Origin of the sequence: Pseudomonas sp. NPDC079086, from assembly GCF_044542155.1 — a bacterium.
GTDB lineage: Bacteria > Pseudomonadota > Gammaproteobacteria > Pseudomonadales > Pseudomonadaceae > Aquipseudomonas.
In genome coordinates, this window is sequence record NZ_JBITTY010000002.1 from 720168 (window position 1) to 738032 (window position 17865).

General features: G+C 55.5%; 29 protein-coding genes and 1 tRNA gene. 9 read left to right on the top strand and 21 right to left on the bottom strand.

Going from position 1 to position 17865, the window contains the following annotated elements:
* Window position 1: 1 nt before the first annotated feature.
* The 12 genes from ACIGEK_RS12930 to ACIGEK_RS12985 all read right to left on the bottom strand — a co-directional run bounded on the left by ACIGEK_RS12930 (window position 2) and on the right by ACIGEK_RS12985 (window position 4105).
* On the bottom strand, window positions 2-130 hold the full coding sequence (locus ACIGEK_RS12930) for a virulence factor TspB C-terminal domain-related protein (protein WP_397494015.1): 129 nt from the start codon (window positions 128-130) through the stop codon (window positions 2-4).
* Window positions 131-213: 83 nt separating this feature from the next.
* Complete coding sequence (locus ACIGEK_RS12935; protein WP_397493696.1) at window positions 214-1314, bottom strand: hypothetical protein; 1101 nt, start codon at window positions 1312-1314, stop codon at window positions 214-216.
* A gap of 137 nt (window positions 1315-1451) precedes the next feature.
* Window positions 1452-1658, bottom strand: a complete 207-nt coding sequence (locus tag ACIGEK_RS12940; RefSeq protein ID WP_397493697.1) for a major capsid protein — start codon at window positions 1656-1658, stop codon at window positions 1452-1454.
* Window positions 1659-1669: 11 nt separating this feature from the next.
* On the bottom strand, window positions 1670-1873 hold the full coding sequence (locus tag ACIGEK_RS12945) for a hypothetical protein (RefSeq protein WP_394238697.1): 204 nt from the start codon (window positions 1871-1873) through the stop codon (window positions 1670-1672).
* A complete protein-coding gene (locus tag ACIGEK_RS12950; RefSeq protein WP_397493698.1) occupies window positions 1870-2055 on the bottom strand; it encodes a hypothetical protein in 186 nt (61 codons plus the stop codon). The genes ACIGEK_RS12945 and ACIGEK_RS12950 overlap by 4 nt, the downstream gene beginning before the upstream one ends.
* An 18-nt stretch (window positions 2056-2073) precedes the next feature.
* Window positions 2074-2424: a hypothetical protein gene (locus ACIGEK_RS12955; RefSeq protein WP_397493699.1), complete on the bottom strand. Its 351-nt coding sequence runs from the start codon at window positions 2422-2424 to the stop codon at window positions 2074-2076.
* Window positions 2425-2724: 300 nt separating this feature from the next.
* The gene (locus ACIGEK_RS12960) at window positions 2725-2991 is read right to left on the bottom strand and encodes a hypothetical protein (RefSeq protein WP_397493700.1); all 267 of its coding nucleotides are present in this window, start codon (window positions 2989-2991) and stop codon (window positions 2725-2727) included.
* Between the two features lie 4 nt (window positions 2992-2995).
* Window positions 2996-3331 (bottom strand): DUF5447 family protein, encoded by a 336-nt coding sequence (locus ACIGEK_RS12965; protein ID WP_397493701.1) that lies wholly within the window; start codon window positions 3329-3331, stop codon window positions 2996-2998.
* A gap of 39 nt (window positions 3332-3370) precedes the next feature.
* Complete coding sequence (locus ACIGEK_RS12970; protein WP_397493702.1) at window positions 3371-3529, bottom strand: Arc family DNA-binding protein; 159 nt, start codon at window positions 3527-3529, stop codon at window positions 3371-3373.
* Entirely contained in the window at window positions 3526-3675 is a 150-nt protein-coding gene (locus ACIGEK_RS12975; protein WP_397493703.1) for a hypothetical protein, read from the bottom strand. The genes ACIGEK_RS12970 and ACIGEK_RS12975 overlap by 4 nt, the downstream gene beginning before the upstream one ends.
* A complete protein-coding gene (locus ACIGEK_RS12980) occupies window positions 3672-3893 on the bottom strand; it encodes a hypothetical protein (RefSeq protein ID WP_397493704.1) in 222 nt (73 codons plus the stop codon). The genes ACIGEK_RS12975 and ACIGEK_RS12980 overlap by 4 nt, the downstream gene beginning before the upstream one ends.
* Window positions 3890-4105 carry a DNA-binding protein gene (locus ACIGEK_RS12985; protein ID WP_090252690.1) on the bottom strand — a complete coding sequence of 72 codons (216 nt, stop codon included), beginning with the start codon at window positions 4103-4105 and terminating at the stop codon, window positions 3890-3892. The genes ACIGEK_RS12980 and ACIGEK_RS12985 overlap by 4 nt, the downstream gene beginning before the upstream one ends.
* A 119-nt stretch (window positions 4106-4224) precedes the next feature.
* Here ACIGEK_RS12985 and ACIGEK_RS12990 point away from each other — a divergent pair, with 119 nt between their 5' ends.
* The 6 genes from ACIGEK_RS12990 (at window position 4225) to ACIGEK_RS13015 (ending at window position 7118) form a co-directional block, all read left to right on the top strand.
* A complete protein-coding gene (locus tag ACIGEK_RS12990; RefSeq protein ID WP_397493705.1) occupies window positions 4225-4494 on the top strand; it encodes a DNA-binding protein in 270 nt (89 codons plus the stop codon).
* Between the two features lie 162 nt (window positions 4495-4656).
* Window positions 4657-5562, top strand: a complete 906-nt coding sequence (locus ACIGEK_RS12995; protein ID WP_397493706.1) for a hypothetical protein — start codon at window positions 4657-4659, stop codon at window positions 5560-5562.
* Between the two features lie 48 nt (window positions 5563-5610).
* A complete protein-coding gene (locus tag ACIGEK_RS13000; RefSeq protein WP_397493707.1) occupies window positions 5611-5817 on the top strand; it encodes a hypothetical protein in 207 nt (68 codons plus the stop codon).
* 58 nt (window positions 5818-5875) lie between these two features.
* Entirely contained in the window at window positions 5876-6145 is a 270-nt protein-coding gene (locus tag ACIGEK_RS13005; protein WP_397493708.1) for a DUF2569 family protein, read from the top strand.
* The gene (locus ACIGEK_RS13010; RefSeq protein WP_397493709.1) at window positions 6093-6353 is read left to right on the top strand and encodes a DUF2569 family protein; all 261 of its coding nucleotides are present in this window, start codon (window positions 6093-6095) and stop codon (window positions 6351-6353) included. Before ACIGEK_RS13005 ends, ACIGEK_RS13010 begins: the two co-directional genes overlap by 53 nt.
* A 21-nt stretch (window positions 6354-6374) precedes the next feature.
* Window positions 6375-7118, top strand: a complete 744-nt coding sequence (locus ACIGEK_RS13015) for a hypothetical protein (RefSeq protein ID WP_397493710.1) — start codon at window positions 6375-6377, stop codon at window positions 7116-7118.
* Between the two features lie 348 nt (window positions 7119-7466).
* Here the strand turns inward: ACIGEK_RS13015 and ACIGEK_RS13020 are convergent, their stop codons facing one another.
* From ACIGEK_RS13020 to dapA, 5 genes are all read right to left on the bottom strand, one after another.
* Window positions 7467-8249 carry a hypothetical protein gene (locus tag ACIGEK_RS13020; protein WP_397493711.1) on the bottom strand — a complete coding sequence of 261 codons (783 nt, stop codon included), beginning with the start codon at window positions 8247-8249 and terminating at the stop codon, window positions 7467-7469.
* A 9-nt stretch (window positions 8250-8258) separates the two neighbouring features.
* Entirely contained in the window at window positions 8259-8807 is a 549-nt protein-coding gene (locus tag ACIGEK_RS13025; RefSeq protein ID WP_397493713.1) for a PAAR domain-containing protein, read from the bottom strand.
* A 454-nt stretch (window positions 8808-9261) separates the two neighbouring features.
* Window positions 9262-10131, bottom strand: a complete 870-nt coding sequence (locus ACIGEK_RS13030; protein WP_397493714.1) for a phosphoribosylaminoimidazolesuccinocarboxamide synthase — start codon at window positions 10129-10131, stop codon at window positions 9262-9264.
* Window positions 10132-10218: 87 nt separating this feature from the next.
* The gene (bamC, locus tag ACIGEK_RS13035; protein WP_397493715.1) at window positions 10219-11337 is read right to left on the bottom strand and encodes an outer membrane protein assembly factor BamC; all 1119 of its coding nucleotides are present in this window, start codon (window positions 11335-11337) and stop codon (window positions 10219-10221) included.
* A gap of 17 nt (window positions 11338-11354) precedes the next feature.
* Window positions 11355-12233: a 4-hydroxy-tetrahydrodipicolinate synthase gene (gene dapA / locus ACIGEK_RS13040; protein ID WP_397493716.1), complete on the bottom strand. Its 879-nt coding sequence runs from the start codon at window positions 12231-12233 to the stop codon at window positions 11355-11357.
* 234 nt (window positions 12234-12467) lie between these two features.
* Here dapA and ACIGEK_RS13045 point away from each other — a divergent pair, with 234 nt between their 5' ends.
* A complete protein-coding gene (locus ACIGEK_RS13045) occupies window positions 12468-13025 on the top strand; it encodes a glycine cleavage system protein R (RefSeq protein ID WP_397493717.1) in 558 nt (185 codons plus the stop codon).
* A gap of 14 nt (window positions 13026-13039) precedes the next feature.
* Window positions 13040-13513: a peroxiredoxin gene (locus ACIGEK_RS13050; protein WP_397493718.1), complete on the top strand. Its 474-nt coding sequence runs from the start codon at window positions 13040-13042 to the stop codon at window positions 13511-13513.
* A gap of 52 nt (window positions 13514-13565) precedes the next feature.
* Here the strand turns inward: ACIGEK_RS13050 and ACIGEK_RS13055 are convergent, their stop codons facing one another.
* Window positions 13566-14630, bottom strand: a complete 1065-nt coding sequence (locus tag ACIGEK_RS13055) for an AI-2E family transporter (RefSeq protein WP_397493719.1) — start codon at window positions 14628-14630, stop codon at window positions 13566-13568.
* Between the two features lie 66 nt (window positions 14631-14696).
* A complete protein-coding gene (locus tag ACIGEK_RS13060; RefSeq protein ID WP_397493720.1) occupies window positions 14697-14948 on the bottom strand; it encodes a sulfurtransferase TusA family protein in 252 nt (83 codons plus the stop codon).
* A gap of 106 nt (window positions 14949-15054) precedes the next feature.
* Here ACIGEK_RS13060 and ACIGEK_RS13065 point away from each other — a divergent pair, with 106 nt between their 5' ends.
* Complete coding sequence (locus tag ACIGEK_RS13065; protein WP_397493721.1) at window positions 15055-16488, top strand: M48 family metalloprotease; 1434 nt, start codon at window positions 15055-15057, stop codon at window positions 16486-16488.
* A gap of 60 nt (window positions 16489-16548) precedes the next feature.
* On the opposite strand, the gene nadA is transcribed toward ACIGEK_RS13065, so the two are convergent.
* Entirely contained in the window at window positions 16549-17607 is a 1059-nt protein-coding gene (gene nadA, locus ACIGEK_RS13070; RefSeq protein WP_397493722.1) for a quinolinate synthase NadA, read from the bottom strand.
* A gap of 172 nt (window positions 17608-17779) precedes the next feature.
* Window positions 17780-17855 (bottom strand) — tRNA-Lys (locus ACIGEK_RS13075).
* Between the last annotated feature and the right edge of the window lie 10 nt (window positions 17856-17865).

The following is a 17865-nucleotide window of genomic DNA, read 5'->3' on the forward strand; positions in this document are numbered from 1 at the left end:
ATCAAGACCCCTTGAGTGCGCGGCCGATGGAGACGGCGAAGAAGATCGAGGCCAGGGCAACAATCAGTGGCCCTATGGCGGTTGCGAAGCGGCACACCGGTTCCCAGCTCAGCGAATAGCTGCGCCCCATGACGCTGATGGATTCAGGTGCTGGGCAGGAGCTGGGCAACCAGCGGCCTTTGCTGAGGGCGTCATTGAACAGAGAGCCGACGCCTACGGACTTTTCTTCCAGCTGGTAATCAGGGCCGGACAGCTCAGCGGCGATGAGCCGCGAACGCCTTCGTCGTATTTCCACTGGCAAACCTGCTCTTTGTTCTTGCGCAGGATTGCGCACTGAATGGCATCGCCTTCGCACTTCAACTCGGCATCGCAGGTGTCACCGCTGACACTGGATTGGCCGCACTTTTTGGGGTCTTTGGCTGGGTCGCATTCTTCCTCGCCATCCCCTTCGCTGGGGTCGCCGTCATCACCGTCGCCGTTTCCATTGCCATCCCCATTACCGTCGCCATCGCCATCGCCATTTCCGTCACCGTCTCCACCACCATTGCCAGGGCCGGTAGAACCATCACCGCCAGGGTTGTCGGGATCTGTGGGATCGGTCGGGTCTGTTGGATCGGTTGGATCTGTCGGATCAGTTGGGTCCGTGGGGTCGGTGGGCACGCAGGTGGTGCCTGACCATGTATGGCCTGGGCCGCAGTTGTTCGAGGGATCGGTGGGATCTGGATCAGTCGGGTCTACAGGTGGGGTGCCCACACCGGTGGGTGTGTCACCGGCTTGGCAACTGCCACCGGTAAAGGTCGCCAGCCCCCAGCACGCGGAAACCCCTTGAGCATTTGAACCGCACTGACCTGACCACGTGGCGCGGCACGCGTTGTTGCAGACGTATTCACCGGGCAGCGAGGTGCCGCCATTGGGCACCGTGGCGAAGAACGACGAGGTTGAACCGGACAGCGCTTCGCAGGGATCAGGGGGCGGCGGAGGAATGCACTCACCGGTGGAGTCGTCGTTTTCGGGCGGACAGGCATCACCGGCGCGCTTGGCAATTTCATTGAATGCCCAAGAACCATTTGGGTTATTAGCTGGGCATCTATATTGATTTGGCCCGATGCGCTCGACGCTACCTAGAGAATACTTGCCGTCAGTTGGCCGAGTACTGTTGATATGTTGAATCCAGGACTGACAAGCGGCGCTAGGCGATGAAAAAGTACCGGGAGCGCCATCGACCTTCCATTCGAATTGAACCGCCCGGGCGTTAGAAGCGGCCAGCAAACAACACAGCAGAAGCAACGGCAGTAGAGAACGCGAAACGCTCATGCTTACACCCGCCCAAACAGCAAGGCCCAGAACGCGGCCAGGATGATCACGGTGGTCAGCATGTTTGCGTCCATGGTTGCGCCCTTATGTGAAAAAGCCAGATAGCTGCCTATCGGGCTTTTGGTGAGTGCAGTGCCTTACAGCGCACGGCGGATGTATTTGAAGGCGGCAATCGCGATGATGATGCCGAGGACGATACCGGCGACCTTGATGCCGTCAGCCTGGGCATCGGTCAGGGCGGTTTCGGCATCAGCCGGGAGAGCAGCGTGGGCTTGTTGCACAACCATCAAGCCAGTGGCAGCGGCAGCGCCGAGGGAGCGACGAAGGTTTTTGAAATGTTGCATGGGTAGATCTCCTAGAGTTTGAGTGCCTTCTTCAGCACAAGAGCGCCGAAGACAATGGCGAACAGAATCAAGGCGTGTTCCCGGATCTGCGCATGGTCTTCAGCAGTCAGCCCGGATGGGCTGATTTCGTTTTGTGCGACGGTGGTCAGGGTGCCGACGCAAACCGGGGTCTGGCCGGCGCTTTGCCATACGCCATCGCACGCGATGAAGTTCATGCGTCCACCAATTCAGGCCAGAGCTCTGCAGCGAGCTGGGAGGTCTGGCAATCCGGGCAGACGGCGTAGTCGGGGGCCGTGCGGAAGTCGCTGAGCAGGTCGCTCTGTGCAGCAGGCATGTGATGGAGCTGGCCCATCACACACAGGCACTCATCACAGACGACGCGATCACCGATCAGCACGGCCCTGCCCCTCAGCCTTTAGCCGGATCGGCAGCCTGGGCTGCTCTGGGCGTTGGCTTGTGGAGCGGCAGCGCGAGCGGTTGGCTTGTCTACCGCTTCGATGTGCAGGGCCAGATTCTTGCCCTTGTTCTGGCCACCGCGAGCGACGTCGAAGGTGATGCGTACCAGTTGCAGGGGTTCGAAGCGGGTGCCAGCGGCGAAGATTTCTTCGGCTGCATCTTCCTCAGCAGCCATGCCGATGATGGACAGGCCGTGTTCGGTTTTGCCGTCCGGCTCATCGCCATAAAACACCTTGATGTACTTCTGGCCGTTTTCACCGTCGAAACGTTGAGTGCCAAGAAATGCAACTTCCATAGTTGAACGTGCCATCTTTTGTTTCCTCGCTTAGTTGCGCGTTAGTGCGCGGTTTTGCCTTTTTGCAGGCCGAGTAATCCCAAGCAGAAGAACTGCTAAAGTTCTTTGCCTGCTAGGTTTGGCGCGGCTTGCGGTGGAATTTCCTAGTTATTAATACGCAGTTTTTAAAGCGATTAAAACCATCATGAAATCTTTTGATTATTTAAGTTTTGGCATTACACATTGTGCTGAATTGGAACTAATTGAGACTTTCGAATTAAGCACACATCAATGTTATTGATGTATTAAGTAGAAACACCAAGGGCCTCGCCCTTGTCATCCCGTTTCGCCACCTGCGCCCGCGACTGGTAAACCAGCCCCGGACACAGGCGGCGATCTACTGTCGGGTGGCTCGGGCGGGATGGCGCAGGTGTCGGCCACTCGGGTGATGGAAGCGTCTAGGGCTTCATCAAGCAATTCGACACCTTCCTGTACGCCCTTGATGGCCAGCACAGAGGCGAACAACGCGCCGAATGTGAATGGCAGGGACCAATGCCAGAGCAGAGCCAACAGGTAGCGAGCGACGCGGAAGGAGACTTTCATGCGCTCACCCCGTCAGTTCGAAAGGTTCGTGCAGGGGAACGAAAGGCACGGGCTTGCCGATGTTGGCCACAACGCTCCAATACTTGGGCGGTCGGTCGCTTGGCGTGTGTTTCGCGCAGGTAAAGGCCGGGATGATTTCCCATTGGGAGAGCAAGGGCGTCCAGGCACCAGCGACGAGGCGCATCTTGAGAGTGCGCACGGGTTGGGCAAACGCGGGGCGGCATTGGTCGCAGGGTGTGGAGGGGCAAGGATCGGGCTTGGCCATCTCGGCTTTTGACCAGCAGACAGAGCAGTCGCAGTTCTCGGCGTGCTGCTGGTTGCTGTAGCTGAATGGCGTCATAGCTCATGCCCTCGCCTGGGTAACCGGAGCTGGCGTAGATCACTGGGAAACCTCCTGCTTTACCTGGGCAAAGCTCGCCTCAAGGCGAAGGACGATTTCAGCATTCAGGGAGCGGCGCGCCTCTTTGGCGGCTTGTTCGATCTGGGCGCGGAGTGCAGCAGGCATGCGCAGCTTGAATTGCGCGTCTGTGCGGCTCATGGGGTCGGCCTCACGAAGCGCACCAAACGGGTTTTGCCGAGCTTCACGCTGGGGACTCTGCCGTGCTTGATCCAGCCAGCGACCACTTCCACGGGAACGCCAACCAGGGCCGCGAAGGCTTCTTTGCTATAGAGGTCAGCGCTCATGCCATACCCCACAGCTTATAAATGCGGAAATTCTCGCGGGCCTGTTCCTGGGCGAGCAGCGAGGCCAGCGGGTCGTCCGCAACCACGTCAGCTACAGCTATATCTATAAAGAGGTGGCATTCCTGGCGAGAGTCGCCACGGAAGCAACGGTGCCAGCGCTTCTGATGGCTTTTGCCGTGGTAGCTGGCTACTGGAACGACGCAAGGCCCGTTGCTCATGCCGTCCACTCCTGTTCCAGCAGCCAGGAGCGCAGCAGAGTGCTATTCACCATGCGGCGCTTGCCGAGCTTTACCGTAGGCACTACGCCTTTCATGGCCCAGGCACGCGCGGTGCCGTAGGTAAGGCCGTTGCGATCCGCCCAGGATTCGACGGTTTCAACGTCCTGTTGCGGGCCTATCAGCTTCGAAGGTTCCAGCTCTTCCAGTTCCATGCTCGTTCCGTCACTATTCGTGTCATTGGCGTGCAGATTTTCTGCGTAAATATTACACGGCGTAAATATTACACATGGCGATGCCTGCGTAAAGGTTACGCGAGAGAAAAGATTTCTATATGGATGCCGTGAAAGATAGAGCGCTTCAATTGATACGGGTGGTAGGCCCAAAGCGATTGAGCGAGAAAGGCGGAAAGAACTATGACCGCTGGAGAAATATAAGCAGCAACAAGATCAGGATTGGAACGGAGGAAGTAGGCATTCTTGCTGAAGCGTTTCCTGAGTATGCCTTGTGGCTTGTCAGTGGAAGGATTGAGCCTGAGAACGGCCACAGAAGTCCTGAGTACGATGAAGCCAATTCAAACTTGCCCAATCAAAACGCGGGATAGCGATTACAGCGGAAGTAGCTAGGCGCTGGTACGCCAAAAAGATAGGTGGCGAGACTAACTGAATAATGAGGGTGATAAATAAGAGTAACCATCTCGCTCAGAATAAAGAAACGAAATAGTTGTGGTGGTAAACATCAGGATATCTATGCTGGAGAGGAAGCCGTGAGTCAAGAATGTAAATCTACTGTTCATTATCGCTATTGGCTATTGATGATGGCGATGATCCTTGTTGCAGTGGCTACTGATCGTTGGACTGGGAAGGAAGGCTTTACAAGTTATTTAAGTAACGCCGCCACTATTACATCCTTGTTGCTCGGGGTGGTGGCAATTTTTTATTCTTTTGTATCGAATAGCTCAATATCAAATAGCCTCGGGAGTATAGGGTCTATTTCAGATGAGGTTAGTAAGACTAACAAGTCAGTTGGTGAGTATGTTGCTTTAGCTAAAGATATTGAGTCGATGGGGCGTTTGAATTTACAGTCCATGGAAGTTGTTTCTACTGATATGAGGAAAGGGCTTTCAGAGTTTGCGAAACTATTGGAGTCGATGGGAGAAAAAAATGACTCAATGCATTTATTAATATCAGGGTTTCCAAAAAAGTTTGATGAGTTAGAGATAAAAATTGCTGATGCGTTCTCATCGGATAAGCAAAATTCTGAGCTTAATAGTAATAAAGAACAGGCCAAAACTGCTTTGGGAAGCAAGACGATAGAGCGATTTTATAAAAGGTCTGCTCCAGTTGAATTAATAGCTGCATATTGCTTTGTTTTAGCACATAAGGCAAAAAAACAAGTGGTGATGAAGGAGATGGTTGAGTTTGTTTCTCCACTAAACTCAAGTAGTGCAAATTTCTTCGTTAGGTGCATGGATGCGGTTGGGTTGATGTCAATATACGGGAATGCGACTTCAAATCCTTACACTGTCAGTTGGGTAAATGAGTGTCTAGCTTCGGGGATTAGGGATGCTATTGTTAAAGCAATAGATAAAGAGTTGCCCAGTGAGAAAGAGAAATTGCTTAAGCAACTAAGTGCTGCCGAGTTGTTTTACTTACCTAATACTGAATCCTAGTAATCATAAAGGGGCAGATTTATTTTAGGTAATGGCAAGGAGGCTAGCATGAAGTCTGACTGGGATGATGCACCGGACTATATACGCAACAACAAGAAGCAATCCCGGTGGCGTACGGTCGTCATCCTGGGCGTTGGCTCAGCGATCACATGGGGGCTGATCGCGCTATTTGCCAAGCCAATCGTCATCGACGTTAACCAGCTTAAACAAGCCATCCGTGTTGGCGGCCAGCGGCAACGCTGTACCGTCTATTAATTGCACTAAAACCAATAACGCAGCACTGCGAAATAATTAATTATTCAAAGGAATGATCATGTCAGAGGAAAAGAAGTACGAAGGTCTAGGCGGGTGGCTAATTTTGGTGGGGCTCGGGATTATTATTAGTCCTTTCAAAATAGTTAAAACCTATCTGCCGTTGTATCTGGAATTTTTCTCGAATGATGAGTACAAGCTGCTTTATACGCCAGGTACTGATTACTACATTCCAGGTTACCTGCCATTGATATACGCTGAGCTTGCATTTAATATGCATGCTTGTCGCTGCCTGGGTGGGTGTAGGGTTTCTGTTTTTTTCAAAAAGTAGATTTTTTAAAAGGTTCTATATCGGAATATTGTTATTTACATTCTTCTTTATACTTATAGATTCTTTTGTTTTTAATCTTCTATTTCCTGAAGACCCGCTCTTCGACAAAGAAACGCTTGTTGAGCTGGCTAGGACGGCAATAATTATTGCGATCTGGGTTCCATATATGATGGTGTCCAAGCGAGTTAAGGCAACATTTGTAAACTAGGTCGACAGCAAGGAGGCTGGCATGAAGTCTGACTGGGATGATGCACCGGACTATATACGCAACAACAAGAAGCAATCCCCATGGCGTATGGTCGTCATCCTGGGCGTTGGCTCAGCGATCACATGGGGGCTGATCGCACTATTTTCCAAGCCAATCGTCATCGACGTTAACCAGCTTAAACAGGCCATCCGCGTTGGTGGCCAGCCGGTATTCAGCGAGCAGCCAGCCCAAACCTACAACGAACCCCTGCAACCCATCCAAGAGGCCCCAGCGCCTTTCGAGCCCGCCCCACAGGTTGCCCAGCCATCGCCTAGCCAGGCGGATATTGAATGGTCTGAGCAGCAAGCAGCGATAGCGCCGGGACAGAATTCATTCAATGACGACAACTACACACCCAAGCAACCGGCCAACGTCTTCACACCTACAGCCTATAAGCAGGTTGCACCAGCCAGCACCAGCAACGAAAGAAGATCGAAGCCTGTAAGGCGCGAACAGACTGCTAAATGGATTAAGGGTTGGAATGGTGGTACGAACTACCTAGCAGAGTGGGTGACCGTTAATAATTACATCGACAGCACCAGCGTTTGCGCCAACCACCGCCGCGGCTCAATCGACTACCGCGAGTGCAGAAAGGCTGCTAAGCAGCACTATCACGAAGAATGCAGAACATGGCGTGCTAAACACGATAATGATCGCAAGGATCGTAGTAGCCGTATGGAGCAGCGCTATTGCTCTGCGGCGAGTAGCTTTAGCCCGATGGGATAGTGCTAGGCTAACCTGAGTTTCTTATAGCGTTCCACGTGTCAGCGTACTTCCACTTTAGCGTAGTGATTAGCAGGTTTTGTTTGAAGCGCTGGAAGTGGCTTTTGCTGCGAGACGCCAGTAGTTTCTCTATTTCTAGATCTAGCCACTCATTATCGAAACCAGTCCATATAGGTGGCACAGGTGTTTCTAGGTTGGAGTGGCATACAGGTGCAACTTCATAGAAAAAAATATGTTCGACGATTTTAGAGTCGAAAGCTTTTATTCGCTTGGCGATATCGCTGTAATCGACTTCATTGTCAACAAATGCATCTGAGAGCGCGCGGTGTACAAGGCTACGGTCGGCTTGACTTAGAATATTTCCCAATGAGAGAACTCCTCTAGCTCTTCATCTAGAGCATCAGCTACATAACTGCCAGCGACGCCACCTACAGCACCACCTACCAGTATCACAGCAAGGGCACACACAGGAGCACCTGGGCCACAAAGTGCTGAGACGCCGAGCCCCGCGAGAAACCCACCAGCTGCACCACCGCCGATGATTATGCCTTGCTTTGCGGTTTCTTTAACTTTGTTGTTTGCGTTGAGTATTTCATAGGCTGCTAAAGTGGCGGTAACAAGAATCCCTACTTTTCCCATGATGCGCATACGCTGCGTACCCTTGGAAATTACGGCGTTGTCTCGACCAGATGACTCTATGATTTCATAGTGTATTTGACTCTTTTGGTTTTGGGTCAATCGCTCGTAATCTAGTTCAAACTTCTTTTGTGCATATTTATCGAAAAGCTGTGCTTGAGTAGGTGGTGTCTTTTTTAGTTGCTCAGCTTTGGCCAAACCCTGAACCGATGTGAATTTACGGTGCTCAGCCATTATTTTATTGCGCATTTCGTAGCAGTACTCTACTGCCTCGAGTGAGCTTATTTTGCCTGCTAAGACATCGAGTTTTGCTTGTTTCGATATGCGGGAAATATTTGACATGTAACTCGTGCGAACGTTTGCGTCATTTATTGCATCCATAGCAAATCGAGTTGCCGCACCTTCCATTGCTGCAATGGCAATGTCTAAAGGGGATTGATTTAGTGCATGGTCATTCTTTATAGGGAAAATCCCTACAGTTTCTGGTGTGCCTGACATGGATGATCCTTATCCAAGAATATTTTTAAGTAGGTCGCTCACGACAGAAGGATATTCAGCAGACTCTTTAATTCCATATTCAAGGCGCTGGCAGACTTTGCCTGTAGGCATAAACCGAACTTGGTTTTTGTCATCGAATACGCCAGACAAGGATGAACCGTCATCAAAATGCGCCGTGCAGGATAGGCCGCTGTAGCTTTCTGGTGCCGATATGGTGAAGTTGATCCAATTTGCAGATTGGATGTTCAGCGGAGCGGGAGCAATGAACGGAGCCGTGACTACGCTATTGCCGATCAGGATGTCGCCTGAGCCAGCTATAACGGTGCCGCCATGATTAAGTATGCTTCCAAGAGTGGTCGCGTTCAGACCGTTAATAAACACTGTGCCAGCGACGTTGCCAGATAGAGCCGCACCACATGCAGACGGGTCACTTAGCCTTGCAGCAGGCAAGCCGTTGAACAAGACATCTGGAGAGCCTTTGGCTATGGGGTTTACGCCATGGCCTGGGATGGGGCATGAGGTTGGGTCAGTTAAACGTGCAGCAGGTTTTCCGCTCATATTCAGTCACTCCCTGTAATGCTACCTATCCTGCGATTCCATTAGCTAAAGGATAGTGCCGCCAGGTCTCGAGTGATTCAACTGCAAATGTCAAACATGCCAATTGGTACTCGTTGAAGGGGCTGGGTGAGCAGCTGCTGAATATTGTATAGAGCGGCTTGTGTCGAAAAAGTGTCGAAAACACTGCGACGAATTGAGCCGAAACGAGCCGATGAAGGGAGCCGAAGCCGCGAATTGAGCGGGTTTGGCATGAACTGAAACGCTCACAGACGGGTTCAAATCCCTATCTTCTCGCCATATAGCAGTACTGAAGCCCCTGACTTTCCAGCAAAGTCAGGGGCTTTTACGTTTCGGGTTGGTCAAAACATATCGAACGCTCGGTGTAAGTCAAAACCAACAAAAAGGGGCGCCGTAGCGCCCCTATGTGTCGCGGTTACCTGCGTACTGCACCCACTTAGTCAGTCAGTCGGGTCAGGGCTTCGCGGTATTTGTCGGCGGTTTTCTGCGCGACGTCGGCGGGCACTGCTGGGGCTGGGGGCTCTTTGTTCCAGCCGGTGGATTCCAGCCAGTCACGCACAAACTGTTTGTCGAAGCTTGGCGGGTTCTTGCCTTCTACATAGCTGTCCGCTGGCCAGAAGCGGCTCGAGTCTGGCGTTAGGGCTTCGTCCATCAGAGTCAGGGTGCCGTCTTCGTCCAGGCCGAATTCGAACTTGGTGTCGGCGATGATGATGCCGCGCGTGGCTGCGTATTCCACCGCTGCGCTGTACAGGGCAATGGAGGTTTCGCGCACTTTAGCGGCCAGTTCTGCGCCGATGATCGCTTCGCACTGCTCAAAACTGATGTTCTCGTCGTGGTCGCCAACGGCGGCCTTGGTCGAGGGGGTGAAGATCGGCTGCGGCAGTTTGGCCGCCTCATTGAGGCCCGCTGGCAGTCGAATGCCGCAGACGGTGCCGCTCTTCTGGTATTCCTTCCAGCCTGAGCCAACGATATAGCCACGTACGATAGCTTCCACCGCGACCGGCTTAAGGCGCTTGGCGACCACTGCGCGGCCTTCGACGAGGTGTAACTCTGCCGCAGGTACGATGTCTTCGACCTTGTCGCCAGTGAAGTGGTTGGGCACCAGATCCTTGAGTTTGTCGAACCAGAAATTGGAGATGGCGGTGAGAATCTTGCCCTTGTCCGGGATCGGCTCGTTGAGGATCACGTCGAATGCCGAAAGGCGGTCGGTGGCGACCATCAGCATGCGTTTGTCGTCGATCTCGTATAGATCACGGACTTTGCCCGAATAGATTTTCTTCAGGCTCAGGATGGTGGCTGTGCTCATGTCGGAATTTCCGCCTTTGGTAAACAAAACAGGCGAAACCCGCCGGGTTTCGCCTATTGATATTGCCGGTGCAGCAGTTGCCTGCTGTCAGCCAAGGTTTTCCTGGATCAGGTCCAGCACCTTGCGCGCCACATCGGACGGGGCAATGGTGTTGAGGTCTTTTTCCACGGTGACCTGCACGCTGTCGCCAACGGCGGTCAGGCGAACCTGATAGCGCTCGGCGCGGGCGTCGATCTCTTCTTTGCTTGGCGCGCTGCCAAACACGCTACCGAAGAAACCAGGCTTGTCGTCCGGCTTCTGCGCGCGTTCGGCGAGGTTGATGTAGTACACGCCCAGGCTGCGGTTGATGTCGTCGATACGCACATCGGCCATTTCCAGGGAGCGACCCACGCCGGACCAGGCGCGGTCGAAATCAGCACCCAGGCTCAGCACCGGATTACCGTTGCCGTCTTCGGACAGGCTGACGCGATTCGGTGCATCGTAATCACGGGCGGCCAGCAATGAGACCGAGCCACCCTGCTCGGCGCTGCGCGCCAGGGTCACGAGCATTTCATCCAGCAGCGCGGCATCCAGGCTTGGATTGCTGCTGCGGTTGGTGAAGGCGACATCGGCAGTGCTGCCAGCAGGACGCTCGGCGCTGACCACGAAAATTTCGCTGGTATTGCGCTGCACGCCTGGCTCGATGCGCACCCGCACACGGGTTTCAGCATCTGGATTGACGCCGGATACACGGCTGCTCAGACGACGCGCCATGGACTCGGACAGGGCATCAAAACGCTGCCAGGAAGTGCTGAATTCGCCCGTTTGCGGACGCTCTTCTGCAATCTGAAAACCGTTGTCAGCAAAGAACTGACGCGCCACGGGCCAGACTTCTGCCGGCACGCGCTGCGCCACGACCCAGCGCGACTCGCCGCTCTTTTGCAGGCTGAACTCGCTGGCATCACCCGCTTCAGCCAGGGCTTGCGGGCGTGGCACGATAAATTCACCGGTATCGGTGGTAGTCGCGACCTGCTGCGGCACGGGCAGCAATGGGTCGATGCGCTTGGCGTCGACGTTTGGCGGGATTTGCATCGTGGCCGTCTGACGGGCTTCGAGGTAGTCGCTGCCACGGTCACGGAAATAACCGTTTTCGCCATAAATCCAGCCACAACCGCTAGTACCAGCGATGATCAGGGCCAGGGCGGAGAGTCCGGTGAGTCGCTTCATGCGTAGTAATTCCTCAATTAAACCAATACGCCGGACTGGCGCAGGGCCTGACGCAGCGGTTCATGACAACGCGGGCTGAGCCAGGTCAGTGGCAGACGGATACCGTCCGGCATCAAACCCACTTCATGCAGAGCCCATTTCACCGGAATCGGGTTGGATTCGATAAACAGCGCCTTGTGCAGTGGCATCAGGCGGTCGTTGATCGCACGGGCAATCGCTGCTTCACCGCGCATAGCAGCGGCGCACAGATCGCTCATGGCGCGCGGGGCGACGTTGGCGGTTACCGAGATATTGCCCTTACCACCCATCAGCATCAGCTCGACGGCGGTGGCGTCATCACCGGAATAGACGAGGAAGTCCTTGCTTACGCGATCCAGTACTTCCTGGCCGCGCTGCAGGTCGCCAGTGGCTTCCTTGATCCCAATGATGTTGTCGATCTTGGCCAGGCGCTCAACCGTCTCAGGCAGCATGTCGCAGACCGTCCGGCCCGGGACGTTGTAGAGGATCTGCGGGATGGCCACCGACTCGGCGATGTGGCGAAAGTGCAGGTACAGGCCTTCCTGAGTCGGCTTGTTGTAATACGGGGTGACCAACAGGCAGGCATCGGCGCCGACATCTTTGGCGGCGCGGGTCAATTCGACCGATTCTCGGGTGGAGTTACCACCGGTGCCGGCGATGACCGGAATGCGCCCGGCGACCTGATCGACGATGCGCCTGATCACTTCGATGTGTTCAGGCACCTCAAGAGTCGCCGACTCGCCGGTAGTGCCGACTGCGACGATGGCATTGGTGCCCTCCTGCAGGTGGAAATCCACCAGTTTGCTCAGGCTGTCCCAATCAAGACCACCTTGTGCATCCATGGGCGTAACCAGTGCCACCATACTGCCCGCAATCATGCAACCGCTCCTGCCGGAAAAAGAGAGCCGTAATGGTACTGGGGCCACCTGCCTTGCACAAGCGAAGTACCGAGGCAGTGATGCAACGCGTATACAATCTTTCTTGGGTAAACGCGGCACATTCCTCACCACCCAGCCGCGCCGGCATTCCCCTGAGCGGTGCTTTTCGCTACCCTTCGGGCTTTGATCGGCGCTGTGTACGCAGGCCGACCGCTTATCGTTTAGGAAGGCTGCATGTCCACCCCACTAGTTCGCGAACAATTCCTGCTTATTAGCGCCCTTGGCCCCAACGCCATGGAGCTGACCAACGTGCTCTGCCGCACCAGCCACGAGAACCGTTGCGCGGTAGTCAGCACCCGTCTGAGCCGGCATGGCGAGTACAGCGCACTGGTGTTGCAGATATCCGGCAGCTGGGATGCCCTTGCGCGCCTGGAGTCGAGCCTGCCAGCGCTGGCGAAGAAGCACAGCTTCTCGGTCAATGTAATCCGCAGCGCCGCCTCGGAAAGCCGCCCACAGGCGCTGCCTTATGTGGCGTATGTCAGTTCGGCCTATCGCCCGGACATCCTCAATGAGCTGTGCCAGTTCTTTATCGACCATCACGTCGAGCTGGAAAACCTCACCTGCGATACCTACCAGGCACCGCAGACTGGCGGCACCATGCTCAACGCCACCCTGACGGTGACCTTGCCAGCCGGCACGCAGATTAGTTGGTTGCGTGATCAGTTCCTCGACTTTGCTGATGCGTTGAACCTGGATGCGCTGATTGAACCCTGGCGCCCACAGACCCCATAAAGGAGCAGCACGTTATGGCCGTAGCACTCGACACCCCGGTTGCAGACTTCCAGGCAGAGGCCACCAGCGGCCAAACCTTCAAGCTGTCCGCACTCAAGGGCCAGCAAGTGGTGATCTACTTCTACCCGAAGGACAGCACCCCGGGCTGCACCACCGAGGGCCAGGGTTTTCGTGATCAGTTCCCGGCGTTTCAAGCAGCCAACACGCTGATCTTCGGTGTCTCGCGCGACAGCCTGAAATCCCACGAGAACTTCAAGTGCAAACAAGAATTCCCCTTCGAGCTGATTTCCGACAAGGATGAAGCCGTCTGCCAGCTGTTCGATGTGATCAAGCTGAAGAAGCTCTATGGCAAGGAATACCTGGGCGTCGACCGCAGCACCTTCCTGATCGATAAAGACGGCGTACTGCGCCAGGAATGGCGTGGGGTGAAAGTGCCCGGGCATGTCGAAGCGGTGCTAGCCGCAGCCCAGGCACTGAATCAAGCCTGAATCGCGCGCGTAAAAAAGCCGGTCAATTGACAGGCTTTTTATTGCCTCCAAATTAATCAGCCGCTATCTGCTCACTGCGCGGCCAAGCGTCGATCACCGCTTTGAACAGCGTGGCCAGCGGAATAGCGAAGAACACCCCCCAGAAGCCCCACATGCCGCCAAACAGCAGCACGGCGCAGATGATTGCCACTGGATGAAGGTTGACCGCCTCGGAGAACAGCAGCGGCACCAGGACGTTGCCGTCCAGCGCCTGGATGATCCCGTAGACCACCATCAGGTAAATGAACTGGTCACCAAAGCCCCACTGGAACAGCCCAATCAGCGCTACCGGTACCGTCACTACCACCGCACCTATATACGGCACCACCACCGACAGGCCGACAAACAAAGCCAGCAGCGCCGCATAGTTAAGCCCCAGGGCAGCAAAGGCGATATAGGTAACCACGCCGCAGATAATGATTTCGATCACCTTGCCACGGATATAGTTGGCAATCTGCTTGTTCATTTCCTCGGCCACCTGAGTAATCAGCGCCCGCTCACGCGGCAGATAACCGCGAAACCAGACACCAATCAGCTCCCGATCCTTGAGAAAGAAGAACACCAGAATCGGCACCAACACCACGTAGATCATGATGCTGACCAACATCGGCAAACTGGACAGCGAGAACGACAGCGCCGACTGGCCGACACTTCCAGCCTCACCCCGCACGGCCTCAATCAGCTGCAACACCTGCTCATTGGTAATCAGCGTGGGGTAGCGCTCCGGCAGCAACAGAAACAGTGACTGCCACTCGCCCAGCATCCGCGGCAACTCGTTGAACAGGGTAATCACCTGGCGCCAGAGCAACGGCATCAGCACCAACAGAAACACCCCCAGCATGCTCATAAAGAGGGTGAACACCAGCCATACTGACACCACCTGCGGGATGCGCAAACGCTCAAAGGCATTGACCAAACCCTGCATCAAAAACGCCAGCACCATACCGGTCAGTACCGGAGCCAGCATGCCGCCTAGGGTCAGGATGACAGCGAAGCCGACCACCAGCAGCACCGCCAGCACCACCGCCTGTTCATCGGAAAAATAGCGATGCAGCCAGTCTTGAAACACCTTGAACATCGTGACTCCTTACCTGGGCAGCACCTATAAAGGCTGCCTCATAATCCGCACCAAACGCAGCAAATCCTAAGCTTTGCGTAGCCAATAGCGGTACACGCCATTATCGATTTCTTCACGCAACAGACTATGCCCCGCCAGGCTGGCAAAGGCACGGAAATCACGCTGCGAGCCGGCATCGGTGGCCTCTATCTTGAGCACAGCGCCACTGGCCAGGCGATTGAGCTCCAACTTGGCCTTGAGTAAAGGTAGCGGGCAGTTCAGCCCGCAGGCGTCCAGTTGCGCGTCGAAGTCTTCGGCACGCCATTGCATATCAGTCATTGAGCCACTCCAGGAAGACCGCAAGGATACCCAAGGCCGCACAACCCTGGCCAGCACAGCCGCCAGCCAGCTACAGTAGCGACTTTGTTCGACACGAGCTTTGTGCATGAGCCTTCTGCGCCCTACCCTGTTGACGCTGGCCTGCCTGCTGGCAGCCCCCGCCATGGCCAGTGATCTGCCCTCCCTTGGCGATGCCAGTTCCGCCATCGTTTCCCCGCAGCAAGAACACCAACTGGGCCGTGCCTGGCTAAGCCTGGTACGCGGTCAGGTCAGCCAGCTCGACGATCCGCAACTCAAGGACTTCGTCGAAACCAGCGTCTACCGCCTGAGCGAAACCAGCCAGCTGCAGGATCGCCGCCTGGAGTTCGTCCTGCTCAATAGCCCGCAGATCAACGCCTTTGCCGCACCTGGTGGGATTGTTGGGGTCAACGGCGGCCTGTTTCTGTACGCCCAGACCGAAGCCGAATACGCCTCGGTTATGGCCCACGAACTGGCGCACTTGTCGCAACGCCACTTCGCCCGCGGCCTGGAAGCGCAGCAGCGTATGCAGATCCCGGTAATGGCCGGCATGCTCGCCGGTATCATTGCTGCCGCGGCCGGCGCTGGTGACCTGGGTATCGCGGCCATCGCTTCGACCCAGGCAGCAGCCATGCAGGAACAACGGCGCTTCTCTCGGCAGAACGAGCAGGAAGCCGACCGCATCGGCCTGGTCAACCTGGAGAAAGCTGGCTTCGACCCACGCGCCATGCCCAGCATGTTCGAGCGCTTGATGCGCCAGTACCGCTACGACCGCAAGCCGCCGGAATTCCTCCTCACTCACCCGGTATCAGAGTCGCGTATCGCTGACACCCGCAACCGCGCCGAGCAGTACACCGCCAAAGGTGTCACCGACAGCGTGCGCTATCAGCTGATGCGCGCACGCGTGCAATTGATTTACGAAGAAACTCCCGGCGTCGCCGCCAAGCGTTTTCGCAACATGCTCGACGAAAATCCAAAAATGGAAGCGGCCCGCTATGGCCTGGCCATTGCGCAGATCAAAAGCGGCCAGTACAAGCAGGCCCTTGAGACCATGCAGCCATTGCTTGAAAGCTCACCCAACGACGTCACCTACAACCTGGCGCAAGTTGAACTGGACATGGCAGCCAATCGCCTGAGCGATGCGCAAAGCAGAGTTACCCGGCTGCTGACCCTCTACCCGAACAACTACCCGGTCAACCAGGCGCATATTGACCTGCTGATGAAACAGGTACGCACCCAGGAAGCCGAGCGCGCCCTCGACGAGATGCTGAAAACCCGCGGCAAAGATCCGGACATCTGGTACCAGGTGGCAGAGGTGCGCGGCCTGAGCGGCAACACCATCGGCCTGCATCAAGCCCGTGGTGAATTCTTCGCCCTGGTCGGTGACTACAACCAGGCCCTGGAGCAACTCGACTTCGCCAAACGCCGTGCCAGTAACAACTTCCAACTGGCCTCACGCATCGACGCCAGACAGCGCGAGCTGATCGAGGAGCAGCGCATTATCGAACAGATGCTGCGCTAGAGTCGCCCGTGCTAGAAAAGAAAAAGCCAGGCAAATGCCTGGCTTTTTTATGCCGCTCGCTTAGGCGTTGCCACTCAGTTTGAGCCGCGCAGCCTGAGTGAAGTCGAGCATGCGCTTGAGCGGCTTGATCGCTTTGGGGATCAGGGCCGGGTCGACGAATATCTCGTTACTGCCCTCGCGCAGGCACTCGAGGGTGCGCTGCAGGGTATTCATCGCCATCCATGGGCAATGCGCACAGCTGCGGCAAGCCGCGCCGTTGCCGGCGGTCGGCGCGGCGACAAACTCCTTGTCCGGACACAGCTGCTGCATCTTGTAGAAGATGCCGGCATCGGTGGCGACGATAAAGGTCTTGTTCGGCAGTGCCTGCGCAGCAGCGATCAGCTGACTGGTGGAGCCCACGGCATCAGCCAGATCGATCACTGCGGTCGGCGACTCGGGGTGAACCAGAACAGCTGCGTCCGGGTATAGCGCCTTCATGTCTTCCAACTGCTTGGCCTTGAACTCCTCGTGGACGATGCAGGCACCGTCCCACAGCAGCATGTCGGCGCCGGTCTTGTTCTGAATATAACGACCCAGGTGCTGATCTGGCGCCCAGATGATGCTTTCGCCGTTGTCCATCAGGTGCTCGACGATCTCAACCGCACAACTGGAGGTCACCACCCAATCGGCGCGCGCCTTCACCGCCGCCGAGGTATTGGCATACACCACCACCGTGCGCTGCGGGTGTTGATCGCAGAACGCGGAGAATTCTTCCACCGGACAACCCAGATCGAGCGAACAGGTCGCCTCAAGCGTCGGCATGAGCACGCGCTTTTCCGGATTGAGGATCTTCGCTGTTTCGCCCATAAATTTTACGCCGGCCACCAGCACGGTCTGCGCCGGGTGCTGATTGCCGAAGCGGGCCATTTCCAGCGAGTCGGAAACGCAGCCGCCAGTTTCTTCGGCGAGGGCCTGCAGCACCGGGTCACAGTAGTAGTGCGCGACCAGTACGGCATTCTGCTTTTTCAGCTCGGCAGCAATCTCTGTACGGTAGAAAGCCTCTTGCTCGGGCGTTAGCGGCTTGGGCTGCTTGGCATCAAGGTGGGCTTGCACGAGCAGGCGTTCGGAAATCTGGGTCATGTCATCAGGCTCTGAATATGCTTTCAGTGCAGCGAGTATACCCGCCTGGAGGGCGCCGGAGCAGGCAGCCTGCAACCACCCCAAAGGCGGTAAAAGTTACAGATAAAAAAAAGCCCGAAAATTCTTTTAATCAGAACTTTCAGGCTTTCTTGACCTTCCTAAGAAGGAAATATGGTGGGTCGTGTGGGATTCGAACCTACGACCAATTGGTTAAAAGCCAACTGCTCTACCAACTGAGCTAACGACCCGACGCGAGGC